Source organism: Streptomyces sp. NPDC002138, assembly GCF_040296485.1.
Taxonomy (GTDB): Bacteria; Actinomycetota; Actinomycetes; order Streptomycetales; family Streptomycetaceae; genus Streptomyces.
Window position 1 is genome coordinate 30,537 of the sequence record NZ_JBEOXE010000036.1, and the last position, 23,366, is coordinate 53,902.

The 23,366-nt window shown below is 73.8% G+C and carries 17 protein-coding genes and 1 pseudogene; 4 read left to right on the top strand and 14 right to left on the bottom strand.

Translation table 11 applies throughout. The features are described 5' to 3' along the window. Positions 1–10: 10 nt before the first annotated feature. The 5 genes from ABT084_RS23015 to hrcA all read right to left on the bottom strand — a co-directional run bounded on the left by ABT084_RS23015 (position 11) and on the right by hrcA (position 5,009). A complete protein-coding gene (locus tag ABT084_RS23015; RefSeq protein WP_351046967.1) occupies positions 11–790 on the bottom strand; it encodes an SDR family NAD(P)-dependent oxidoreductase in 780 nt (259 codons plus the stop codon). A 119-nt stretch (positions 791–909) separates the two neighbouring features. Continuing rightward, on the bottom strand, positions 910–1,653 hold the full coding sequence (locus ABT084_RS23020; protein ID WP_351046970.1) for a 16S rRNA (uracil(1498)-N(3))-methyltransferase: 744 nt from the start codon (positions 1,651–1,653) through the stop codon (positions 910–912). Continuing rightward, positions 1,650–2,741 (bottom strand): nitronate monooxygenase, encoded by a 1,092-nt coding sequence (locus ABT084_RS23025; protein WP_351046972.1) that lies wholly within the window; start codon positions 2,739–2,741, stop codon positions 1,650–1,652. Before ABT084_RS23025 ends, ABT084_RS23020 begins: the two co-directional genes overlap by 4 nt. Before the next feature lie 114 nt (positions 2,742–2,855). After that, entirely contained in the window at positions 2,856–3,992 is a 1,137-nt protein-coding gene (dnaJ, locus tag ABT084_RS23030) for a molecular chaperone DnaJ (protein WP_351046975.1), read from the bottom strand. After that, entirely contained in the window at positions 3,993–5,009 is a 1,017-nt protein-coding gene (gene hrcA / locus ABT084_RS23035; protein ID WP_351046978.1) for a heat-inducible transcriptional repressor HrcA, read from the bottom strand. Between the two features lie 178 nt (positions 5,010–5,187). Here hrcA and ABT084_RS23040 point away from each other — a divergent pair, with 178 nt between their 5' ends. After that, positions 5,188–5,913, top strand: coding sequence for an MBL fold metallo-hydrolase (locus tag ABT084_RS23040; protein WP_351046981.1), 726 nt, complete (start codon positions 5,188–5,190; stop codon positions 5,911–5,913). Between the two features lie 28 nt (positions 5,914–5,941). Continuing rightward, complete coding sequence (locus ABT084_RS23045) at positions 5,942–6,742, top strand: DUF3097 domain-containing protein (protein WP_351046983.1); 801 nt, start codon at positions 5,942–5,944, stop codon at positions 6,740–6,742. Positions 6,743–7,471: 729 nt separating this feature from the next. Here ABT084_RS23045 and hemW read toward each other — a convergent pair. From hemW to lepA, 3 genes are all read right to left on the bottom strand, one after another. Continuing rightward, on the bottom strand, positions 7,472–8,704 hold the full coding sequence (hemW, locus tag ABT084_RS23050; RefSeq protein ID WP_351046986.1) for a radical SAM family heme chaperone HemW: 1,233 nt from the start codon (positions 8,702–8,704) through the stop codon (positions 7,472–7,474). A gap of 155 nt (positions 8,705–8,859) precedes the next feature. Beyond that, entirely contained in the window at positions 8,860–10,749 is a 1,890-nt protein-coding gene (locus ABT084_RS23055) for an AMP-dependent synthetase/ligase (protein WP_351046988.1), read from the bottom strand. Positions 10,750–11,001: 252 nt separating this feature from the next. After that, complete coding sequence (gene lepA / locus ABT084_RS23060; RefSeq protein WP_351046990.1) at positions 11,002–12,867, bottom strand: translation elongation factor 4; 1,866 nt, start codon at positions 12,865–12,867, stop codon at positions 11,002–11,004. A 260-nt stretch (positions 12,868–13,127) separates the two neighbouring features. Here lepA and rpsT point away from each other — a divergent pair, with 260 nt between their 5' ends. Continuing rightward, a complete protein-coding gene (rpsT, locus tag ABT084_RS23065; protein WP_351046992.1) occupies positions 13,128–13,394 on the top strand; it encodes a 30S ribosomal protein S20 in 267 nt (88 codons plus the stop codon). A 2,081-nt stretch (positions 13,395–15,475) separates the two neighbouring features. On the opposite strand, the gene holA is transcribed toward rpsT, so the two are convergent. Then, positions 15,476–16,474, bottom strand: a complete 999-nt coding sequence (gene holA, locus ABT084_RS23070) for a DNA polymerase III subunit delta (RefSeq protein ID WP_351046995.1) — start codon at positions 16,472–16,474, stop codon at positions 15,476–15,478. A 43-nt stretch (positions 16,475–16,517) separates the two neighbouring features. On the opposite strand from holA, the gene ABT084_RS23075 reads away from it, so the two are divergent. After that, positions 16,518–16,781: a hypothetical protein gene (locus tag ABT084_RS23075; RefSeq protein ID WP_351046997.1), complete on the top strand. Its 264-nt coding sequence runs from the start codon at positions 16,518–16,520 to the stop codon at positions 16,779–16,781. Between the two features lie 35 nt (positions 16,782–16,816). On the opposite strand, the gene ABT084_RS23080 is transcribed toward ABT084_RS23075, so the two are convergent. The 5 genes and pseudogenes from ABT084_RS23080 to ABT084_RS23100 all read right to left on the bottom strand — a co-directional run bounded on the left by ABT084_RS23080 (position 16,817) and on the right by ABT084_RS23100 (position 23,364). After that, positions 16,817–17,698 (bottom strand): YceI family protein, encoded by an 882-nt coding sequence (locus ABT084_RS23080; protein WP_502969010.1) that lies wholly within the window; start codon positions 17,696–17,698, stop codon positions 16,817–16,819. A gap of 148 nt (positions 17,699–17,846) precedes the next feature. Then, positions 17,847–20,234, bottom strand: a pseudogene (locus ABT084_RS23085) (ComEC/Rec2 family competence protein); the annotation flags it as partial. Continuing rightward, positions 20,231–21,229: a ComEA family DNA-binding protein gene (locus ABT084_RS23090; protein ID WP_351047000.1), complete on the bottom strand. Its 999-nt coding sequence runs from the start codon at positions 21,227–21,229 to the stop codon at positions 20,231–20,233. The pseudogene ABT084_RS23085 and the gene ABT084_RS23090, both read right to left, overlap by 4 nt. A gap of 300 nt (positions 21,230–21,529) precedes the next feature. Further along, entirely contained in the window at positions 21,530–22,375 is an 846-nt protein-coding gene (locus tag ABT084_RS23095; RefSeq protein ID WP_351047003.1) for a DegV family protein, read from the bottom strand. A 233-nt stretch (positions 22,376–22,608) separates the two neighbouring features. After that, the gene (locus tag ABT084_RS23100; RefSeq protein ID WP_351047006.1) at positions 22,609–23,364 is read right to left on the bottom strand and encodes a hypothetical protein; all 756 of its coding nucleotides are present in this window, start codon (positions 23,362–23,364) and stop codon (positions 22,609–22,611) included. Positions 23,365–23,366 lie beyond the last annotated feature (2 nt).

Below are 23,366 nucleotides of genomic sequence, written 5' to 3' on the forward strand. Positions count from 1 at the left end.
CCCGGGCGAATCAGCCGGCCGTGATCGGCCCGAGGTAGGTGCCGCCGGAGACGTCGATGGCCTGACCGGTCACCCAGCGCCCCCGCGGACCGGCCAGGAAGGCCACCACGTCCGCGACGTCCTCCGGCTCGCCGATCCGCCCGAGCGCGGTGATCGACTCGAGCCCGGCGACCGCCTCCGGCACCGTGGCATAGGCGGCGACCATGTCGGTCAGCACCACCCCGGGTTCCACCGTGTTCACGGTGATCCCGCGCCGGCCCAACTCGTTGGCCAGCGAGGGCCCGACGGCCGCCAGCGCCGCCTTGGTGACGGTGTAGCCGATCTGGAGGGGGTTCGCGATCCGGGTGGCCGCCGAGCCCATGTTGACGATCCGTCCGCCGTCCCGCAGCAAGGGCAGCACCCTCTGCACCACGAAGATCGGCGTGCTCACATTGACCGCCAGGAGCCGCCCGAACTCCTCCTCGGTGAGCTGCCCGATCGAACCGACCGCGTGCATGCCCGCGTTGTTGACCAGAATGTCCAGACCGTCCGCGTCATGATCCGCCAGCCCGGCGGTGAGCCCCTCGAACAGCCGGTCCACCGCGCCGCTCTCACCGAACAGGGCCCGCACCGCGAACGCCCGCCCGCCGGCCTCGGCGATCCGCGCCACGGTCTCCGCGGCAGCTTCCTCATTGCCCCCGTAGTGGACCGCGACCAGCGCCCCCTCGGCGGCGAGCCGCAGGGCGACCGCACGCCCGATCCCCCGCGAGCCGCCCGTCACCAGCGCGGTCTTGCCGTCCAGCTCCCCCATGCCCGACTCCCCTCCCGACGCCCCGGCCGGATCCGGGAACGATCCACCCTAAGCGGCCGCGGTGAGGCGCGCCGGTGCCCCGTCGGCCAAGGATCGGCACGCGCCGTCGGCCAACCCGCCTACGACCAGCGGCCCGTGCGGGCCAGGAGGACGGAGACCGCCGCGGTGCCGGCGGTCGAGGTGCGCAGGACGGACCGCCCCAGGCGGTACGGCTTGGCGCCCGCCTCCGCGAACACGGCCAGCTCCTCCGGCGAGACCCCTCCCTCGGGCCCGACCACGAGCACGATGGACCCCGCGGCCGGCAGCTCGGCCGTCGCCAGCGCCGCGGACGCCGCGTCGCGGTCCTCGTGCAGGACCATCGCCAGGTCCGCCCCCGCCAGCAGCGCGGCGACCTGCTTGGTGGACATGGCCTCCGCGACCTCCGGGAAGCGGACCCGCCGGGACTGCTTACCGGCCTCCCGCGCGGTCGCCCGCCACTTCCCCAGGGCCTTCGCCCCCCGGTCCCCGCGCCACTGCGTGATGCACCGCGAGGCCTGCCACGGCACCACCGCGTCGACCCCGGTCTCGGTCATCGTCTCGACGGCGACCTCACCCCGGTCCCCCTTCGGGAGCGCCTGGACCACGGTGATCCGTACCGTCGGCAGCGGCTCCTCGTGTACCGAGTCCACCGCCACCACCAGCCGGTCCTTGCCCTCCGCCGCCTTGACCACGGCTTCGGCCCAGCGGCCGCGGCCGTCCGCGAGGACCACCGCCTCGCCGGGGTTCAGCCGCTTCACGGACACCGCGTGGCGGCCTTCGGAACCCTCCAGGACGAACTCCGGCCCCGCGGGGACCTCTTCGACCACGAACACGGGGGCGGTCATGACGCACTCCTCATTCTCAGCATCCGCAACGCACTCTGCGCTTCGGCCAGTTCGGCCGCCAGCACCTCCACCAGCTGTCCGGCGGGCAGCGGCCGGGCCAGCCGGTGGCCCTGGCCCGCCCACAGGGCCATGCCCTGCGGGTCCCCGGCCGCCGCCGCGGCCTTGCGCAGGCCGGAGGTGATGTGGTGGACCTGGGGATAGGCGGCGGGGGCGTACGGCCCGTGCTCCCGCATGAACCGGTTGACCAGCCCCCGGGCCGGACGGCCGGAGAAGGCCCGGGTGAGCTCCGTGTGCGCGAACAGCGGGTCGGTCAGCGCCTTCTTGTGCAGCGGGTCGGCGCCCGACTCCGGGCAGGCCAGGAAGGCCGTACCGAGCTGCGCGGCCTCCGCGCCCGCCGCGAGCACGGCGGCGATCTGCGAGCCCCGCATGAGGCCGCCCGCCGCGACAATCGGGAGGCCGACCGCTTCCCGTACCTGCGCGACCAGCGCCAGCAGACCGACGCCCGCCGTCCCGTCGGCGTGCGGGTCGTCGCGGTGCGTGCCCTGGTGGCCGCCCGCCTCGATGCCCTGGACGCAGACGGAGTCGGCGCCCGCGGTCTGGGCCGTGCGGGCCTCGTCGACGGAGGTCACGGTGACCACGGTGCGGGTACCGGCCTGGCGCAGGGCGGCGAGCACCTCGGCCGGGGGACAGCCGAAGGTGAAGGAGACCACCGGAACGGGGTCCTCCAGAAGGATGGCGAGTTTGGCCTCGTAGCCGTCGTCGCAGGTGCCGACGGTGTCCTCGGGGGCGATCGAGACCCCGTACCAGTTGGCCTCGCCGGCCAGCTGTCCCCGGTAGGCCTCGACGGCCGCGGGGTCGACCGCGTTGGTCTGCGGCAGGAAGAGGTTGACGCCGAAGGGGCGCCGGGTCAGCCCGCGCAGCCGTTTGATCTCCTGGTACATGCCGTCGGCGGTTTTGTAGCCGCCGGCCAGGAAGCCCAGCCCGCCCGCCTCGCACACGGCGGCCGCGAGCGGCGGGCAGGAACCGCCGCCCGCCATGGGGGCCTGCACGATCGGGTACTGGTTTAGACCGTTCGGTGCGGAGGACATGCCCAGCATCGTGCCATGCCCCCCGCACCAGACCGAATCGTGCAATTCGCCTGGCATAGTCCGGTTCCCCGGACCGTTGCGGCTCCTGTTCCGGCGACCGGTCCGCCGCGTGTCCTACCGCCCGTTGAAGGCGTCCTTCAGCCGGCTGAAGAGGCCCTGCTGCCCGGGCTGGAACTGGCCGGTGGGCCGCTCCTCGCCGCGCAGCTTCGCGAGCTGGCGCAGCAGTTCCTCCTGCTGCGCGTCCAGCTTGTTCGGGGTGATGACCTCGACGTGGACGATCAGGTCGCCCCGGCCGCCGCCGCGCAGGTGCGTGACGCCGCGGCCGTGCAGCGGGATGGACTGGCCCGACTGGGTGCCGGGGCGGATGTCCACCTCTTCCATGCCGTCCAGGGTTTCCAGCGGGCACTTCGTGCCGAGGGAGGCCGCCGTCATCGGGATGGTGACCGTGCAGTGCAGGTCGTCGCCCCGACGCTGGAAGGTCGAGTGCGGCAGCTCGTGGATCTCGACGTACAGGTCACCGGCGGGGCCGCCGCCGGGGCCGACCTCGCCCTCGCCCGCGAGCTGGATGCGGGTGCCGTTCTCGACACCGGCCGGGATCTTGACCGTCAGCGTGCGGCGGGAGCGGACCCGGCCGTCGCCCGCGCACTCGGGGCACGGGGTGGGGACCACGGTGCCGAAGCCCTGGCACTGCGGGCAGGGGCGCGAGGTCATGACCTGGCCCAGGAAGGACCGGGTGACCTGCGAGACCTCACCGCGGCCGCGGCACATGTCGCACGTCTGCGCCGAGGTGCCGGGTGCGGCGCCCTCACCGGAGCAGGTGGTGCAGACGACGGCCGTGTCGACCTGGATGTCCTTGGTCGTCCCGAAGGCCGCCTCGTCGAGTTCCAGGTCGAGGCGGATCATGGCGTCCTGGCCGCGGCGGGTCCGCGAGCGCGGTCCGCGCTGCGAGGCCTGGCCGAAGAAGGCGTCCATGATGTCCGAGAAGTTGCCGAAGCCACCGGCTCCGAACCCGCCCGCGCCACCGCCGCCCGAGGAGGACAGCGGGTCGCCGCCGAGGTCGTAGACCTGCTTCTTCTGCGGGTCCGAGAGCACCTCGTAGGCCGCGTTGATCTCCTTGAAGCGCTCCTGCGTCTTCGGATCCGGATTCACATCCGGGTGGAGTTCACGCGCGAGGCGCCGGAAGGCCTTCTTGATCTCGTCCTGGGATGCGTCGCGGCGCACGCCGAGTACGGCGTAGTAGTCCGTGGCCACTTACGACTCCGCCAGGATCTGTCCGACGTAACGTGCCACTGCGCGTACCGCTCCCATCGTTCCGGGGTAGTCCATGCGGGTCGGTCCGACCACGCCGAGTTTGGCGACTGCTTCGCCGCCCGAACCGTAACCGACCGAGACGACCGACGTGGAGTTCAGCCCCTCGTAGGCGTTCTCGTGCCCGATCCGTACGGCCATTCCCGACTCACTGGCCTCGCCCAGCAGCTTGAGGAGCACGACCTGCTCCTCCAGCGCTTCGAGCACCGGCCTGATCGTCAGGGGGAAATCGTGTCCGAAGCGGGTGAGATTGGCGGTTCCGCCGATCATCAGCCGTTCTTCGGCGTCCTCCACGAGGCATTCGAGGAGGGTCGCGAGGACGGTGGAGACCGTCGCCCGGTCGTCGGTCTCGAAGGACTCGGGAAGGTCCTGCACCAGCGGCGGCACGTCGGTGAACCGACGGCCGACGACCCGGCTGTTGAGCCGGGCCCGCAGGTCTGCCAGGGAGGTCTCCCCGAAGGGCGTCTGGCAGTCGATGAGCCGCTGCTCGACCCGGCCGGTGTCCGTGATCAGTACGAGCATCAGGCGGGCCGGGGCCAGCGACAGGAGCTCGACGTGGCGGACGGTGGAGCGGGTCAGGCTCGGGTACTGGACGACGGCGACCTGCCGGGTGAGCTGTGCGAGCAGCCGCACCGTGCGGCCGACCACGTCGTCGAGGTCGACGGCGCCGTCGAGGAAGTTCTGGATGGCCCGGCGCTCGGGGGTCGACAGCGGTTTGACCCCCGCCAGCCGGTCCACGAAGAGGCGGTAGCCCTTGTCCGTCGGGATGCGCCCCGCGCTGGTGTGGGGCTGGGCGATGTAGCCCTCTTCCTCCAGCACGGCCATGTCGTTGCGCACGGTGGCGGGCGAGACGCCGAGCCGGTGCCGCTCGGTGAGCGCCTTGGAGCCGACCGGCTCCTCCGTCCCGACGTAGTCCTGGACGATGGCGCGGAGCACTTCGAGTCTGCGTTCGCTGAGCATCGCGCACACCTCCATCTGTGATGCCTGTTCGCTGGGCCGTCGTGAGGGGGCCGCTGGCACTCGCGGTCGGGGAGTGCCAGAGATCCCCCGGTCAGTGTACGGCGGGTACGCACGGCGTTAGCAAGGGCGGCCCGTCAAGGTACCGCGCGGGGGGCGGCCGCTCGACTAGCGTCGCGGCATGGACGTGAGTTGGGAAGGGTCGGGCTGGGAACGGCTGACCGGGCGCTGCGGCCGGCTGCGCCTGCCGGTGTGGGACTGCACCGCGGGGCTGGTGGTGGGGGACGACGCGGTCCTGCTGATCGACCCGGGTTCGTGCCTGCGCGAGGGGGCCGGACTGCGGGTGGCGGCGGAGCGGATGACGGGCCGCCGGGTGACGCATCTCGCATTCACGCACGGCCATTTCGATCACGTGCTGGGCGCGGCGGCCTTCCCCGGCGCCGAGGTCTTCGGCGCGGTGGGCCTCGACGCGCTGCTGGCCACCGGCCGTGACGAGCTGCGCGAGGACGCCGTCCGGAACGGGCTGGCGCGGGCCGAGGCCGCCGAGGCGGCGGACCGGCTGGTCGTGCCGGGCCATCCGGTGTCGGGCGAGTGGACGCTGGAACTGGGCGGGGTGCAGGTGCTGCTGGCCAATGTCGGTCCCGGGCACACCGGGCACGACCTGGCGGTGTGCGTGCCGGGCGAGCGGGAGGTGGTCTTCTGCGGGGACCTGGTGGAGGAGTCCGGGGAGCCGCAGGCGGGCCCGGACGCGGTGCCGGGGCGCTGGCCCGCCGCCCTGGACCGGCTGCTGTCGCTGGGCGGGGACGACGCGCTGTACGTGCCCGGTCACGGAGCGGTGGTCGACGCGGGCTTCGTGCGTGCGCAACGCGACACACTGGCCCTGCGGTACGGCGTGTCGCGTGCGTGAGGGCGCGGGGCCTCCTAGCGTCGGCCGGATGCGTGAGTACTCGCCCGACCTGACCCCCGCGTGGAAGCGCCCCCGGCCCGTCCCCGAGGTCCCCGCGGACCTCGACGTGGTGGTCGAGGAGGCCGGTACGGGCTTCTGCGGGGCCGTGGTCGGCTGCGAGGCGGGCACGGTGACCCTGGAGGACCGCTTCGGCAAGCGGCGGGTGTTCCCGATGGAACCGCGCGGCTTCCTGCTGGACGGGGCCGTGGTGACCCTGGTGCGGCCCTCCCGGGCCCCCGCGGCGCCCGCGCGCACGGCCTCGGGCTCGATCGCGGTCCCGGGGGCGCGGGCCCGGGTGGCGCGGGCGGGGCGGATCTACGTCGAGGGGCGCCACGACGCCGAGCTGGTGGAGCGGGTCTGGGGCGACGACCTGCGCATCGAGGGCGTGGTGGTGGAGTACCTGGAGGGCATCGACGACCTCCCGGCGATCGTGGCGGACTTCGGGCCGGGGCCGGACGCGCGGCTGGGCGTCCTGGTCGACCACCTGGTGCCCGGCTCGAAGGAGTCCCGCATCGCGGCCGCGGTGACGTCCCCGGACGTCCTGATCGCGGGCCACCCGTACATCGACGTCTGGCAGGCGGTGAAGCCGTCCGCCCTCGGCATCCCGGCCTGGCCGGTGGTCCCGCGCGGCCAGGACTGGAAGACGGGCATCTGCCACGCCCTGGGCTGGCCCCCCAACACGGGCGCCGCCTGGCAGCAAATCCTGTCCCGCGTCCACTCCTACCAGGACCTGGAACCGGCCCTCCTGGGCCGAGTGGAAGAACTGATCGACTTCGTCACGACCCCCTGACCCCCACCCGCCCCGGCCGGGCAGGCGGGCGGGCCCTCAACCGCCGGGCGGCTGATTCCGCCCGGCCGTCACCCGGAGGGCAACCGACCAAACGCCGCCCCATCCAGCCACGCCGACGCTTGAGACACCCCCGGAGAGCAACCGACCAAACGCCGCCCAACCCAGCCACGCCGACGCATGAGGCACCCCCGGAGAGCAACCGACCAAACGCCGCCCAACCCAGCCACGCCGACGCTTGAGACACCCCCAGAGGGCAGACCGGGCCGCGCGCCGCCCAACCCAGCCTCGCCGGCGTTTGAGGCGCCCCCGGAGGGCAACCGACCAAGCGCCACCCAACCCAGCCTCGCCCACTTGAGGTACCCCCGGAGGGCAACCGACCCCGCGCCGCTCAACCCAGCCTCGCCGACGCTTGAGACACCCCCGGAGAGCAACCGACCAAACGCCGCCCAACCCAGCCACGCCGACGCATGAGGCACCCCCGGAGAGCAACCGACCAAGCGCCGCCCCATCCAGCCTCGCCGGCGTTTGAGGCGCCCCCGGAGGGCAGACCGGGCCGCGCGCGGTCGACGGGACCAGGCGCCGCCGTGGCACCCCGGTCCGGGGACAGCTGGGCCAGGACGCCGAGTGCGGCTGGGCTCGCCCTCCGGGGCGCCTCGAACGCCGGCGAGGCTGGAGGCACAGCCAGTCACACGGCAGCCGGAGGCTCCGGGGCCCGGCCCCGGGGCCCGGTCAGTCCACCAGGTCGCGGACCACCGCGTCGGCCAGGAGGCGGCCCCGCAGGGTCAGTACAGCCCGCCCGGCCGCGTAGGGCCCGGCCTCCAGCAGCCCGTCCCCGAGCGCCCGGCGCGACGCCGCCAGCCCGGCCGCCGCGAGCAGCGCCAGCGGTACGCCGTCCGCCAGCCGCAGCTCCAGCAGGATCCGCTCCACCCGCCGGTCCTCGTCCGAGAGCAGCTCCCGCCCGGCCCCGGGAGAGCGACCGGCGCCCAGCGCAGCGGCGTACGCACCGGGGTGCTTCACGTTCCACCACCGCACGCCCCCCACGTGCGAGTGGGCCCCGGGCCCCGCCCCCCACCAGTCGGCCCCGCGCCAGTACAGCTCGTTGTGCAGGCAGCGCCCGGCCTGCGAGGTCGCCCAGTTCGACACCTCGTACCAGTGGTACCCGGCCTCCGCCATGACCGAGTCCGCGATCAGATAGCGGTCGGCGTGCACGTCGTCGTCGGTCATCGGGACCTCGCCCCGCCGGATCCGGCGCGCCAGCTGCGTGCCCTCCTCCACGATCAGGGCGTAGGCACTGATGTGGTCCGGCCCGGCCCCCAGCGCGGCGGCGAGCGTGGCCCGCCAGTCGTCGTCGGATTCGCCGGGGGTGCCGTAGATCAGGTCGAGGTTGACGTGCTCGAAGCCCGCCGCCCGCGCCTCCGCGACGCACGCCTCGGGGCGCCCGGGGGTGTGCGTGCGGTCCAGCACCTTCAGGACGTGCTGCCTGGCGCTCTGCATGCCGAAGGAGACCCGGTTGAAGCCGCCCTCCCGCAGCTCGGCGAGGTACCGCGGGTCGACCGACTCCGGATTGGCCTCGGTGGTGATCTCCGCGTCCTCGGCCAGGCCGAATTCGTCCCGGATCGCCGCGAGCATCCGGACCAGGTCCGCGGCGGGCAGGAGCGTGGGCGTACCGCCGCCGACGAAGACCGTACGGACGGCGCGCGGGTCGTCGCCGAGCACCTTGCGGGCGAGGCGGACCTCGTCGATGAGGGTGTCGGCGTAGTTCTCGCGGGAGGCCAGGACGCCACCGGTGCCGCGCAGCTCGGTGGCGGTGTAGGTGTTGAAGTCGCAGTAGCCGCAGCGCGTGGCGCAGTACGGGACGTGCAGGTAGAACCCGAGCGGCCGGTCCCCCGCACCCACCAGGGCGTGCGACGGCAGCGCGCCGTCTTCGGGCATGGGTTCCCCGTCGGGGAGGGCGGAAGGCATGGGTCCATTGTCCCGCACGCCGAACCCGTCCTGGTTCGGCGTGCGGGGGACGACCGGGCCGGCCGCCTGGGCGGCGGGGTCCAGCGCGGGCGTCAGGCCTGGCTCAGCGGGTGTCGGGCCCGGCCCAGCGGGTGTCGGGCCCGGCCCGTCGCGCGTCAGGCCTCGTTCGAGCCCGCGTACATCTCGTCGATGAGCGCCTTGAACTCGCGCTCCACGACCGGCCGCTTCAGCTTGAGGCTGGGCGTGAGGTCGCCGTGCTCGACGTCCAGGTCGCGCGGCAGCAGGCGGAAGGTCTTGACCGTCTGCCAGCGCTGCAGGCCCTCGTTGAGGGTCTGTACGTACGTCTCGACCAGGCGGTTGGTCTCGGCCGCGGCCACGACCTCGGCGTACGTCTTGCCCTCCAGGCCGTTCTCGGCGGCCCAGCCGAGGATGGCGGGGCCGTCGAGGGCGATGAGCGCGGAGCAGAAGTTCCGGTCGGCGCCGTGGACGACGATGTTGGAGACGTAGGGGCAGATCGCCTTGAAGCGGCCCTCGACCTCGGCGGGGGCGACGTACTTCCCGCCCGAGGTCTTGATCAGGTCCTTCTTGCGGTCGGTGATGCGCAGGTAGCCGTCGGGGGACAGCTCGCCGATGTCGCCGGTGTGCAGCCAGCCGTCCGCTTCGAGCACCTCGGCGGTCTTGTCGGGCTGGTTGTGGTAGCCCTCCATGATGCCGGGACCGCGCAGCAGGATCTCGCCGTCGTCGGCGATGCGCACCTCGGTGCCGGGGAGCGGCTTGCCGACGGTGCCGGTGCGGTAGGCCTCGCCGGGGTTGACGAAGCTGGCGGCGCTGGACTCCGTCAGGCCGTAGCCCTCCAGGATGTTGATGCCCGCGCCGGCGAAGAAGTAGCCGATGTCGGGGGCGAGGGCGGCGGAGCCGGAGACGGCGGCGCGCAGGTTGCCGCCGAAGGCCTCGCGGAGCTTGCCGTAGACGAGCGCGTCGGCGACGCGGTGCTTGGCGGCGAGGGCGAGGGGGGCCTTGGCCTGACCGGTGCGGCGGAAGTTGTCCTGGGTGACCTGGGCGTATTCGCGGGCGACGGCGACCGACCACTTGAAGATCTTGTACTTGGCGCCACCGCCGGCCCGGGCCTTGGCCGCGACTCCGTTGTAGACCTTCTCGAAGATGCGCGGGACGGCCGCCATGTAGGTGGGCTGGACGATCGGCAGGTTCTCGATGATCTTGTCGATCCGGCCGTCGACGGCGGTGACGTGGCCGACCTCGATCTGGCCCGAGGTCAGCACCTTGCCGAAGACGTGCGCGAGCGGCAGCCACAGGTACTGGACGTCGGTCGCGGAGATCATGCCGGTGGCGACGGTGGCCTTGGCCATGTACGACCAGTTGTCGTGCGGCAGCCGGACGCCCTTGGGGCGGCCCGTGGTGCCCGAGGTGTAGATGAGGGTGGCGAGCTGATCGGCGGCGATCGCCGCGATCCGCTCCCGGACGGCCTCGGGGTGCTTGGCGAGGTGCTCGTTGCCGCGCGCCTCGAGGTCGGCGAGGGAGAGCACCCAGCCCTCCGGGTCACCGTCGGCCGCGATCGCGTCGGCCGCGTTGAGCACGATGACGTGCGCGAGGCCCGGGAGGTCGGCGCGGTGCGCGCGGGCCTTGGCGAGCTGGGCGGCGTCCTCGGCGATCAGCATGCGGCTGTCGGAGTCGGCGAGGATGAACGCCGATTCCTCGGCGTTGGTGCTCGGGTAGATCGTGGTGGTCGCGCCTCCGGCGCACATCACGCCGAGGTCGGCGAGGATCCACTCGACCCGGGTGCTGGAGGCGAGGGCCACGCGCTCCTCGGACCGGACCCCGAGGGTGATGAGGCCCGCGGCGATGGCGAAGACCCGTTCGGCCGCCTGACCCCAGCTGAGCGACTTCCACTCGTCCGGTCCCTGACCGGGCGCCGCGATGACCGGATAGCGGTAGGCCTCGCCGTTCGGAGTCGCGGCGACGCGCTCAAGGAAGAGGGCCGCCACGGAGGGCGGACGGTTCTCGATCATGGTCTGTGTGTCGCTCACGACATCCTCCGTACCGGTCCACGCGGCAGGGCGTGAAGACGTGGGGACTGGCGGGTTTCTTGTGACTGGCGAGTAACCAACGAGCAGTGATCAGAGTAGATGGCCGCCCCGCCAGTGCGTAAGGGCCGACAGGCGGCCGGTTCATAACGAAATCCGCAGCGCGGGCGCGGACGAAACGGGCCCCCGCGCAGGTGCGCGGGGGCCCGGGTCGGCCACGGGGGCGGGCTGCTTTCGGCCCGCCCGTGACGGGGGTTACTTCTTCTTGCCGCCGGACTCGTCGCTGGAGAGCACCGCGATGAAGGCCTCCTGGGGGACCTCCACGGAGCCGACCATCTTCATCCGCTTCTTGCCTTCCTTCTGCTTCTCCAGCAGCTTCCGCTTACGGGAGATGTCACCGCCGTAGCACTTGGCGAGGACGTCCTTGCGGATGGCGCGGATGGTCTCGCGGGCGATGACCCGGGAGCCGATGGCGGCCTGGATCGGGATCTCGAAGGCCTGCCGCGGGATGAGCTCGCGCAGCTTGGCGACGAGGCGCACACCGTAGGCGTAGGCGGCGTCCTTGTGCGTCACGGCGGAGAAGGCGTCGACCTTGTCGCCGTGCAGCAGGATGTCGACCTTGACCAGTCCGGAGGCCTGCTCGCCCGTGGGCTCGTAGTCCAGGGAGGCGTAGCCGCGGGTCTTGGACTTCAGCTGGTCGAAGAAGTCGAAGACGATCTCCGCGAGGGGCAGCGTGTAGCGGATCTCGACCCGGTCCTCGGAGAGGTAGTCCATCCCGAGGAGGGTGCCGCGGCGCTGCTGGCAGAGCTCCATGATCGCGCCGATGAACTCGGAGGGCGCGAGCAGGGTGGCCCGGACGACCGGCTCGAAGACGTCCTTGATCTTGCCTTCGGGGAACTCGCTCGGGTTGGTGACGGTGACCTCCTTGCCGTCCTCCAGGACGACGCGGTAGACCACGTTCGGCGCGGTGGCGATCAGGTCGAGGCCGAACTCGCGCTCCAGGCGCTCGCGGACCACGTCCAGGTGCAGGAGGCCGAGGAAGCCGACGCGGAAGCCGAAGCCGAGCGCAGCCGAGGTCTCCGGCTCGTAGACGAGCGCGGCGTCGTTCAGCTGCAGCTTGTCGAGGGCCTCGCGCAGGTCCGGGTAGTCCGAGCCGTCGAGCGGGTAGAGACCGGAGAAGACCATCGGGCGCGGGTCCTTGTAGCCGCCGAGGGCCTCGGTCGCGCCGTCGTGCAGGCTGGTGATGGTGTCACCGACCTTGGACTGACGGACGTCCTTCACGCCGGTGATGATGTAGCCCACCTCGCCGACGCCGATGCCGTCGGCCGGGGTCATCTCCGGGGACGAGACGCCGATCTCCAGCAGCTCGTGCGTGGCGCCGGTCGACATCATCCGGATGCGCTCGCGCTTGTTGAGCTGGCCGTCGACCACACGGACGTAGGTGACGACACCGCGGTACGAGTCGTAGACCGAGTCGAAGATCATCGCGCGGGCCGGGGCGTCCTTGGGGCCGACGGGGGCCGGGACCGTCGCGACGATCTTGTCCAGCAGCGCGTCCACGCCGAGACCGGTCTTCGCCGAGACGCGCAGGACGTCCTCGGGCTGGCAGCCGACCAGGTTCGCGAGCTCCTCGGCGAACTTCTCCGGCTGGGCGGCCGGCAGGTCGATCTTGTTCAGGACCGGGACGATCGCCAGGTCCTTCTCCATCGCCAGGTACAGGTTGGCGAGGGTCTGCGCCTCGATGCCCTGGGCGGCGTCCACGAGGAGGACCGTGCCCTCGCACGCGGCGAGGGAGCGGGAGACCTCGTAGGTGAAGTCGACGTGACCGGGGGTGTCGATCATGTTCAGGATGTGCGTGCTGCCCTGGCCCTCACCCGTGGTGGGGGACCAGGGCAGGCGGACCGCCTGCGACTTGATGGTGATGCCGCGCTCACGCTCGATGTCCATGCGGTCGAGGTACTGGGCACGCATCTGCCGCGAGTCGACGACGCCGGTGAGCTGGAGCATCCGGTCGGCGAGGGTCGACTTGCCGTGGTCGATGTGCGCGATGATGCAGAAGTTACGGATCAGCGCCGGGTCGGTACGGCTCGGCTCGGGCACGTGGCTGGGGATCGCGGGCACGCAGTGTCCTGATTCTCGGGTCGCAGTCGGAAGCGGTCTCGGAGCGGAAGGTTGTGGGAGCGGAAGTCTGAGTCTCGTCGCCTTCCTCGGCGCGATGTCGGATCTATACGCAGACTCCCATGGTCCCATGGCCGGGGCAGTGCGACCGGTTTGGGCCGGTCGGAGCGTGGCTGGTAAGCTGGGCAGCTGTGTGTCGTATGCCCTCTCAGCAGACGGCGCACAATCCGAAGATCAAACTCTGAACCTGAAAAGGCTCTTTCGTGGCGAACATCAAGTCCCAGATCAAGCGGAACAAGACCAACGAGAAGGCGCGCCTGCGTAACAAGGCCGTCAAGTCGTCGCTCAAGACCGCGATCCGCAAGGCCCGCGAGGCCGCCGCCGCCGGTGACGTCGAGAAGGCCACCGTGGCTTCCCGCGCCGCTTCGCGTGCGCTCGACAAGGCTGTCTCGAAGGGCGTCATCCACAAGAACGCCGCCGCCAACAAGAAGTCGGCGCTGGCCACCAAGGTTGCCGCCCTGCAGGGCTGAGCTTTCTGATGTGAACGCCGGAACGGACTCAGCGGGCCCTCTCTCCCGCTCCTGACCGGCACCCCGCGCCGCACACGGCCTGCGTTCGCCACGCGGGTGCGGCGCACACCAAGCAGTACGCAGTACCGAAGGCCCCGGCCCGCTCCCCTTCCCCAGGGGAGCGGCCGGGGCCTTCGTGCGTGGGCTTCCCGGGGGGGGCGGGGCGGCGGGGCCACCGGGGGCGCGGGGTGGGGCCCGGGGGGCAGGGCCCTGGGGGCGCGGGCCGGAGGCCGGGCCTGGGGCCGAGGGTACGGGCCTGGGGCCGAGCCTGGGGCCGGGGTCCGTAGAGCCAGGAGTCCGGGGCCGGAGCCGGAGCCCGGGGCCGGGGCCGGGGCCGGAGCCCGAGGCGGGAGCCGGGGCCAGAGCCCGAGGCCGGAGCGGGGGCCAGAGCCCAGGGCCGAAACCGGAGCCCCAGGCCAGAGCCGGGGCCAGAGCCCGAGGCCGGAGCCGGAGCCGGGGAAGCGGTAGGCCGGGAGCCGTGGGCCCAGGCCAGGGGGCCGGGAGCGGAAGCCCGGGAGTCGGGAGCCGAGGGAGGCCGCCCCCGGATCTCCCCGCTCACGCCCGTGCCATCCGATGCCGACCGTCACCCCGGCGACGGCCGCAAGCGGCCGCGACCGGAGGGGCGCTTGCTGGCAAAGGCCCGGGGAGGCGCCACGCCAGCGTGGAGCGGGCGGTGGGGAGGCCTTGCCTCGCGATCCGCGCAGGGGCAGCGGGCCTACGCCACCCGCCGGCCGAGCGCCCGGCGCCGCGAGCACACGAAGGCGGGTGGGGACCGCGCCCAGGAGCACGCAGGGGCGGCAGCCGGGTGCCGAGCATCCGACGCCACACCTCGCGAGCACGCGGAGGCGGTGGAGCCGCGCCCGCCCGCCGAGCGTCCGGGGCCACCCACTGGCGAGCACGTGGAGCGGTGGGCTGCCGAGCGCCCAAAACGCCCCACGGCACGCGGAGACGGTGGAGGGCACCCATTGACCAAGCGCCTGGCGCGGCGCCCGCGAGCAGGCGAAGGCGCAGGCGAAGGCGGTGGGGGCCATGCCCACCAGCCAGGCGCCCAGAGCCCACACCCTCGCGAGCGCACGGCGGGGCCGTGAGGAACACCCGCCAGCCGAGCGTCTGCAACCGCGCCCCGGGAACACTCGGGGCGAAATCCGGCTGCCGAGCATCCGAAGCCACTCGCGAGCACGGGGTGGCCGATGGGGGCGCACCCACCGGCCAAGCACCCCAAGACGGGGCCGCACGAGCACGCGAAGGCCGTGGGTGGGGCCGCACCCGCATGCCAGGCACTCGAAACACCGCCGTACGGGCACCCGCGGACGGGGTGAAGGGGCGGCGCCCACTTCCCGAGCGCCGAGACCGCGGCCCCGAGCATCTGAAGGCGGCGGGAGGCAGCGGCACCCGCCCGCCAAGCGCCTGGGGCGCCTCGCGAGCACGCGGAACGGTGGGCTGCCGAGCGCCCAAAACCCACGCCCGACAGGCACGCGGAGCCGGCGGGGCACCCGCCTGCCAAGCATCCGGGACGGCGTAGCGCGAGCACGCGGGCGGCCACGCGCCCAGGACCGAGCCTTGCGAGCGCGCGGAGGCCGTGGGGCTGGGCCGCCCCTCCCCCGAGCGTCGGAACTCCGCCCCGCGGGCCGAGCATCCGAGACCGCGCCCGCGAACGCGGAATAGCGGTGGGGCCACGCCAACCGCCTTGCCGAGCATCCGGGACCGTGCACCGCCAGCACCCCGCGAGGCTGAAGGTACGTCACCCGACTGCCGGGCGTCAGAGACCGCGCCCCGGGAGCACGCGAGGCGGCAGCCGGACGCAGAGCATCCGAGGCCCTTGGCCCGCGGGAGACCCCCCCCGGGCAAGGGCGGCAAGACGGGCCTCGCGCGTGCGCGGAGCCCGTGGGTGGGGCCGCGGCCGCCTGCCAGGGGCTTGTGACCACGCCCCCGCGGGCACGCAGGAGCGGTGGGGCCGGGCCGCGCGCGGGCCGGGGGGCCCGGAGTGCGTCCCGGCAGGGTGGAGGGGGCGGCCGGCTGCCGGGCGTGTGGGGCGGTTGGGGTCAGTGGGCGGGCTGGCGGGGGCGGGCGGCTCGGGCTACTGCTACTACCGCCTTCTCCAGGGCGTATGCCGCGTCGTCGCCGCCGCCCTTGACGCCCGCGTCGGCCTGCGCGACGGCGCGCAGGGCCTCCGAGACGGCGTCCGCCGACCAGCCCCGCATCTGCTGCCGGACCCGGTCGATCTTCCACGGGGGCATGCCGAGGTCGCGCGCGAGGTCTCCGGGGCGGGCGCCCCGGGGGGCCGAGGCCAGCTTGCCGATGGCCCGGACCGCCTGGGCCAGCGCGCTGGTGATCAGGACCGGTGCGACCCCGGTGGACAGGGACCAGCGGAGGGCTTCGAGGGCCTCGGCGGCACGACCCTCGACCGCCCGGTCCGCGACCGTGAAGCTGGAGGCCTCCGCCCGGCCGGTGTAGTAGCGGCCGACCACGGCCTCGTCGATGGTGCCCTCGACGTCCGCGCACAGCTGGGCCGCCGCGCTCGCCAGCTCCCGCAGGTCGCTGCCGATGGCGTCGACCAGCGTCTGGCACGCTTCCGGCGTCGCCGACCGGCCCAGGGTCCGGAATTCGCCCCGTACGAACGAGAGCCGGTCCGCCGCCTTCGTCATCTTCGGGCAGGCGATCTCCCGGGCCCCCGCCTTGCGGGCGGCGTCCAGCAGGCCCTTGCCCTTGGCCCCGCCCGCGTGGAGGAGGACGAGGACGATCTCCTCGTAGGGCGCGGCGAGGTACGCCTTGATTTCCTTGATCGTGTCCGCGGACAGGTCCTGCGCGTTGCGCACGACCAGGACCTTGCGCTCGGAGAAGAGTGAGGGGCTGGTCAGCTCGGCCAGCGTGCCGGGCTGGAGCTGCTCGGACGCGAGGTCGCGCACGTCGGTGTCGGCGTCGACGGCCCGGGCGGCCGTCACCACCTCCCGCACCACGCGGTCGAGGAGCAGGTCCTCCTGGCCCACCGCGAGGGTGAGCGGGGCGAGTGGATCGTCGGTTGAGTTCTTCCTGGTGGCCATCGGCTCCAGCATCCCACGCCACACCGACAGTGCTCCGCCCCGCATGCCGGAGAATGATCCGGTGAACGTGCGACATGTACTGGTCCTGCCCGACCGCGACGCCGCCGACGAGGTGGCCCGGGAGCTCATCGACCGCTTCGGCCTGCCCGAGGAACCGCGGCTGGTCCGCGACGCCCTGGCCGGCGAGGACGACGCCGAGGACGCCCAGTGGCTCGTGGTCGTCGAGGACCCGGAGGAACGCCTCGACGCCTCGGCCCTGGACGGCCTGGCCGCCGACCACGACGGCTGGCTCGAAGCCCCGGCCTAGGCTCCGGCCGTGGCGCCATCGGCGGGCCCGGTGGGCTACGCCTTGTGGATGATCTGGACGTCGAGTTTGACCTCGATGCTCTTGCCGATCGCCGCGACGCCGTGGGCCAGCATCGACTGCCAGTTCAGCGTGAAGTCCTCGCGGTGCAGCTCGACCGTGGCGCGGCAGGCGGCCCGGGTCTCCCCCTCCAGGCCGGTGCCCACGCCCAGGTACCGGGTGTCCAGCGTGACCGACCGGCTGACGCCGTGCAGGGTCAGGGCTCCGGCCACGGCCCAGTGGGAGCCGCTGCGGTGGATGAACCGCTCGCTGTAGAACTCCACCGTCGGGTGGCGCTGCGCGTCCAGGAAGTCCGCGGAGCGCAGGTGGTCGTCGCGCAGCCGGACGCCGGTGTCGATGCTCGCCGCGTCCATGATCACGTGCATGGAGGAGTCCTCCATGCGGTCGGCTATCCGCACCGCCCCGGCGAAGGTGTTGAACCGGCCATGGATCCGGGCCATTCCGATGTGCCGGGCCGTGAAGCCGATGGACGAGTGGGAGGGGTCCAGCTCCCAGTGCCCGGGCTTCGGCAGCAGCGGCGGCTCGACCGCGTCGAGCACGATCTCCCCCGAGCCCTGCTGCACGCCGTCCGCGACGATCGTCGCCCCCTGGTACGACGCGTACCCCTCGGCCGTGACGGCCAGGCGGTACTCCCCCTCCGGTACCGCAGCGAGGAATCCTCCGTAGGGGTCGGTCTCCCCGCTGACGATCCGTCGGCCGATCGGATCGGTGACCTCGAACCGGGCCTGACGGACCGGCTGGTGAATCGTGTCGAGTACCCGGAAGCTGAGCAGGCCCGCCATCGGCGGCAGCGTCAGCGTCGCGGATCCGGGTGGTCTGGAGCCCGCGCCCGTCTCCATACCCCGTCGGCGACTGAACATGGTTGATGCACCCCCGTGCGCTGTGTGGAATTGAATGGTCTTGATTCGGTCTGGCGAAAACGCATTCGATCATGTCGGTGAGTCGGGGGCAAACAGAACACGCACTGCCGGTATCCGCACGCCCGCGCCTCCGCCGACCGGCCGGAAACGCCCGCAGCCCCGGACCCGCTCCGGTGACCGCCACCGAACCGTCGGTGTCGGTCCGCAGGACGACCGCACCCGCCGCCCGCAGGCGGGCGATCGTTTCCAGCGCCGGGTGACCGTAGCGGTTGTGGGCTCCGACCGGAACGATCGCGATGCGGGGACGGGTCCGCGCCGTCAGGGCGGGGTCCTGGTGCGCGGAGCCGTGGTGGGCGACCTTGAGCACGTCCACAGGTCCCATTTCCGGACGTTCCCTCAGCAACCGCTGCTGTGCGGCCGGTTCGAGGTCGCCGAGGAGCAGCAGTCGCAGCCCGGCGCTGTCGACCAGCAGGGTCACGCTCGCGTCGTTGGGGCCGTCGGGCGGTGGGCCCGCGCCCGGCCCGGTGGGGGGTGGCCAGAGCACTTCCCAGGACAGCGGGCCGATGCGACGGCGCTCCCCCGCCCGGGCGGTTTCCACCGTGATGCCCGCGGCGGCCGCGGTCCGGCGGACGAACTCGGCCTGGCCCGGCGGCTCGGCCAGGGTGGTGGTCTGAATCACTCCGACGGCCCGTCCGCGCAGTACTCCGGCCAGCCCGCCCACATGGTCGGCGTGAAAATGTGTCAGAAGCAACAGCGGTACCCGCCGCACCCCGAGGGCCCGCAGGCACGCGTCGACCGGTCCGGGCTCCGGCCCGGCGTCCACGACGACCGCCGTACCCGGGCCCGCGGACAGCACGCCCGCGTCCCCCTGGCCCACGGCGCACTGGACGTAGCGCCAGCCGGGCGGTGGCCAGCCGGTGAGGGTCCGGGTGAGCTGCGGAGGCCGCAGCAGGGCCAGCAGCAGGAGCAGGGCCGTCACCGCGCAGGCCCAGCGGTACCGGCCCAGCCGCGCCGCCAGCCCTACGACGCCCAGGGTGGCCACGGCCAGCAGCAGGCCCCCGCCGATCCCACCGGGCCAGGACAGCTCCGCCCCGGGCAGCCCCGCGCCCGTCCGGGCCACGGAGGCGATCCACCCGGCGGGCACTCCGGCGCACCAGGCCAGCGCCCGCGCGGCGGTCATCCACAGCGGGGCCACGGCGAGCGCGGCGAAGCCCAGCACCGTGGCCGGGCCGGCCGCCAGCTCGGCCAGCAGATTGCACGGCACGGCCACCAGACTCACCCGGGCCGCCAGCACCGCCACGACCGGCGAGCACACCGCCTGCGCGGCCGCGGCGGCGCCCAGCGCCTCGGCGAGCCGGGTCGGCACCCCGCGCCGCCGCAGGCCCTCGCTCCACCGCGGGGCCAGGGTCAGCAGCGCCCCGGTCGCCAGGACGGAGAGCAGGAATCCGTAACTGCGCGCCAGCCACGGGTCGTACAGCACGAGCAGGATCACGGCGGCGGCCAGCGCCGGAATCAGGGACCTGCGCCGCCCGGTCGCGAGGGCGAGCAGGGTGACCGCGCCGCAGGCGGCGGCGCGCAGCACGCTGGGTTCGGGACGGCAGACCACCACGAACGCCAGGGTCAGGGCCGCCCCGCCCAGAGCCGTCCCCCGCAGCGAGAGCCCGAGCCGGGGCGCCAGCCCGCGCCGCTCGGCGTACTGCGCGGTGCTCGCGGGGCCGATCAGCAGGAAGAGAACGACGGTGAGGTTGGACCCGGACACCGCCAGCAGGTGCAGCAGGTCGGTGGCGCGGAAGGCGTCGCGCAGGTCGGGCGGCACCCGGGAGGTGTCCCCCACCACCAGCCCGGGCAGCAGCGCCCGCGCGTCCGGCGCGAGCCCCTCGGTGGCCGTGCGCAACCCGGCCCGCAGCCGCCCCGCGACGCGTTGCGCGAGGTCCGGCCCGCCGGTCACCCGGGGCGGGGCGTCCCCCACCGGGCGCAGCAGGGCCACTGCCCGCTCCCCACCGCGCGCCGGGGCCAGCCGGGCCGGTACCCGCACCCGGGTCGAGGGCAGCAGCCGCGCCCACGATGGGTGCCCCGCCATCACCAGGACGGGTGTCGCCACCCGGGTCCGCGTCCCGTCCGGTCCTGTCACGCCGGTCACTTCGGCGTCCAGGAGCAGCGTGGGCGGCCCGGCCCCGCTCCCGGCCCGCCGGGGGTCCGAGCCCACCGTCAGCTCCGCGGTGACCAGCGCGTGCTGCCGGGCGAGCCCGGCCACCGGACCGGCTCGGGCCCCGGCCCGGTCCAGACCGGCCACGGCGGCTCCGGTGGCGGCGCAGAGCAGAGCGGCCGCCACGGCGGTGCCGATCGCCCAGCGGGGTTCGCGGCGGCGGCAGGCCACCAGGACGAGCGCTCCCGCACCCGCCGTCGCGAGGCCCACACCGACCGCGGTCCGTCCGGCGGGCGCGTCGAGGGCGAGCGCGGCCGCCGCCCAGGCGGCGAGGGCGGGCACGGCGAGCCGCAGGTCGACCGGGGTGGCAGGTCCCGTCGGCCGGCTCACGGCCGGACCAGGGGGCGCAGATCGGCGAACCGCCGCTCGCCGATGCCGTTGACCTGGCGGAGTTCCTCCACGGACCGGAAGCCGCCGCGCGCGGTGCGGTAATCGACGATGTGCCGGGCCAGCACGGGCCCGACGCCGGGCAGCCCGTCCAGTTGCTCGACGGTGGCGGTGGCGAGGCTCACGGGCCCGGGGCTGGGTCCGGCCCCACCAGGCGCGGGCTGCGCCGGGGCGCCGACCAGCACCTGTTCCCCGTCCACCAGGACCCAGGCCCGGTTCAACCCGGAGGTGTCCGTGCCCGGCCGCACGCCCCCGGCGGCGGCCAGCGCGTCCTCGACCCGCGATCCGGCCGGCAACCGCCGGATTCCCGGATCCCGGACCTTGCCGCTGACGTCGACGACGATCCGGGCCCCGGTGGAGGGCGCCGGAGCGGGAGCGGGGGGTGCGGCGGCGCCGGGGAACGGGCTCGAGGCGGCCCCCGCCGGGGCGAGCGGTGGGGCGAGGACGGACGGCGCGGTCACCGGCTTCGGGCCGGCCGACCAGTACTGCTGCCCCGCGAACCCCACGGCGGCGACCAGCACCACCGCGACGGCCCCCAGCGTCTTCGGCTCCAGCCCGACCCGCGTCTGCACCCACACCGGCATCCGCTCCCGCACCGCGAGCGCCCACCCGCTCCGGAACGGCGGTGGATCCGCCTCACCCGGGGGCCGGGCGACCTCTTCCCGGGCCGGAGAGGGGACGCCGGCCACCGGCGCGTCCGGCGGCGCCTCCCGGGCCCCCGCGGCCCCTACGGCCGGGTCAGCGGCCCCTAAGGCCAGGTCAGGGAGGGGGTCCGCGTTCAGGAGGGCCTCCGCCCGGCGGCGCAGGGCCGCGGAGGGCGGGGCGGGGGTGCGCGGCCGCGAGAGGCGGCGGCTGCGGCTGCGGCCGTCGGAGGCGTAGGGGCGGCCCGGGCCACTGGTGGCTCCGGAGGACGGTGACGTACGTGTGCGAAGAGTCATGCGAACGACGGTAGGGACGAATCCCCGACCCCGTTTGGAACCCTCAATTCCGGTGGACAGCCACCCCGTTGTGGATAACCCCGTCACCCTTTCGAGGGGTGACGGGCACCCACCGAGGGGCGTCGGACACCGACCGAGAGGCGTCAGGCACCCACCGAGGGGCGTCGGGCACCGGCCGAGGGGCGTCGGGCCCGGACCGAGGGGCGTCGGGCACCGACCGAGAGGCGATGGGAGCCGATGCAGGGGCGACGGCCACCGATCAGGGACGACGGAAACCGGCGGAGCGGAGGCCGGCCAGGCTCAGCGCGGCGAGACGACCGCCGCGAGCAGCCCCGGCCCCGTGTGCGCGCCGATCACCGCACCGACCTCGCTGACGTGCAGTTCCACCAGGCCCGGGATGCGCTCGCGGAGCCGCTCGGCCAGCTTCTGGGCGCGCTCGGGGGCAGCGAGATGGTGCACGGCCACGTCCACCGCGCCCGATCCGGCGCGCTCGACCGCCAGCTCCTCCAGGCGTGCGATGGCCTTGGACGCCGTACGCACCTTCTCCAGCATCTCGATGCGCCCGCCCTCCAGCGTGAGCAGCGGCTTGACGGCGAGTGCCGAGCCCAGCAGGGCCTGGGCCGCGCCGATGCGGCCGCCGCGGCGCAGGTAGTCGAGGGTGTCGACGTAGAAGTACGCCGACATGCCTGCCACCCGCTTCTCGGCGGCGGCCACCGCCTCGTCGAGGGAACCGCCCGCGTCGGCGACCTCGGCCGCGGCGAGGGCGCAGAAGCCGAGGGCCATGGCGACCATGCCGGTGTCGATCACGCGGACGGGCACGGGGGCCGTCCGCGCCGCGACCACGGCGGCGTCGTAGGTCCCGGAGAACTCCGCGGAGAGGTGCAGGCTGACGATGGCGCTCGCACCCGCGTCCACGGCCGCCTGGTAGGCCCTGACGAACTCCGCGGGGCTGGGCCGGGAGGTGGTGACCGAGCGGCGCTTCTGGAGGGCGAGAGCGAGGCTGCGGGCCGAGATTTCCGTGCCCTCTTCGAGGGCCTCGTCACCGAGGACCACGGTCAGGGGCACGGCGGTGATTCCGTGCCGCGCCATCGCCTGTTGGGGCAGGTAGGCCGTGGAATCGGTGATGATCGCGACATGGCGGGACATGAGCCGGAGGGTACCGGCAGCGGGCGGAGTCCGGCAGCCCGGCCCGGCCCGCGACTCACCCGCTGACCTCGTGGACGGCCTCGTGGACGACCTCGTTGATGACCTCGCGGCCGACCCCGCGGCCGACCTGGCCCGCCCAGCCCTCCAGCCCTCCAGCCCTCCAGCCCTCCAGCCAGAGTCCGTCCCGGCTCGACCCCGGCTCGACCCCGGCTCAAGCCCGGCTCGACTCCGGCTCAGGTGGTTGTCTCCGGCCGCGGGGCCTTGTCCCACGGGTACGCGGCCCGCGCCGGAGGCTTCGGCAACGCAGCCGGCTGAGCCTGCCCCGGAGCCGAAGCCTGTCCCGGAGCCGAAGCCTGTCCCGGACCCTGAGCCTGTCCCGGACCCTGAGCCGAAGCCCCGGCGGAAGGCTCCTGCCCCCACCCCGTCAGGTCGTCCACCGACTCGCGGGACCAGTCCCGCAGCGCCCCCGACTCGACCTCGATCTGCGCCGACAGCACGCTCAGGTCGTCCTCGGCGAACCGGCGGGCCCGGTCGCGCGCGGCCCAGCGCAGGGAGTCCGCCGCCTGCGTGACGCGGTCGGCGCGCTCCCGCAGCTCCGGCAGGCGCTCGGCGATCCGCTTCTTGTCGGGTTCCTGCTCCAGCCGCTTCAGCTCGTCGTCCAGCTCGTGCCCGTGGGCGCTCAGCCGCTCGAACAGGCCGATGGACTCCTTGAGCGAGGCATCCGTCTGCACGCCCTGGTAGAGAGCCTGCTGTGTGGACCTCATGGACATCCGCAGGTCCAGCCGCATCTGGGCGAGCGCCCCGGCCACCCCGACCTGGCCGAAGCTGCGTGCCTTCAGGCTGGTGTCCTCGACGGTCCGGCGTGCCTGCGTGATCGTCCGGTCCACCCCGCGCTTCGCCGCCCCGACCACCTTCACGGTGACCCACACGCCGAGCCCCAGAAAGGTGAACAGCACCATCAGGGCCATGATGATCAACGCGGCCTCCATGA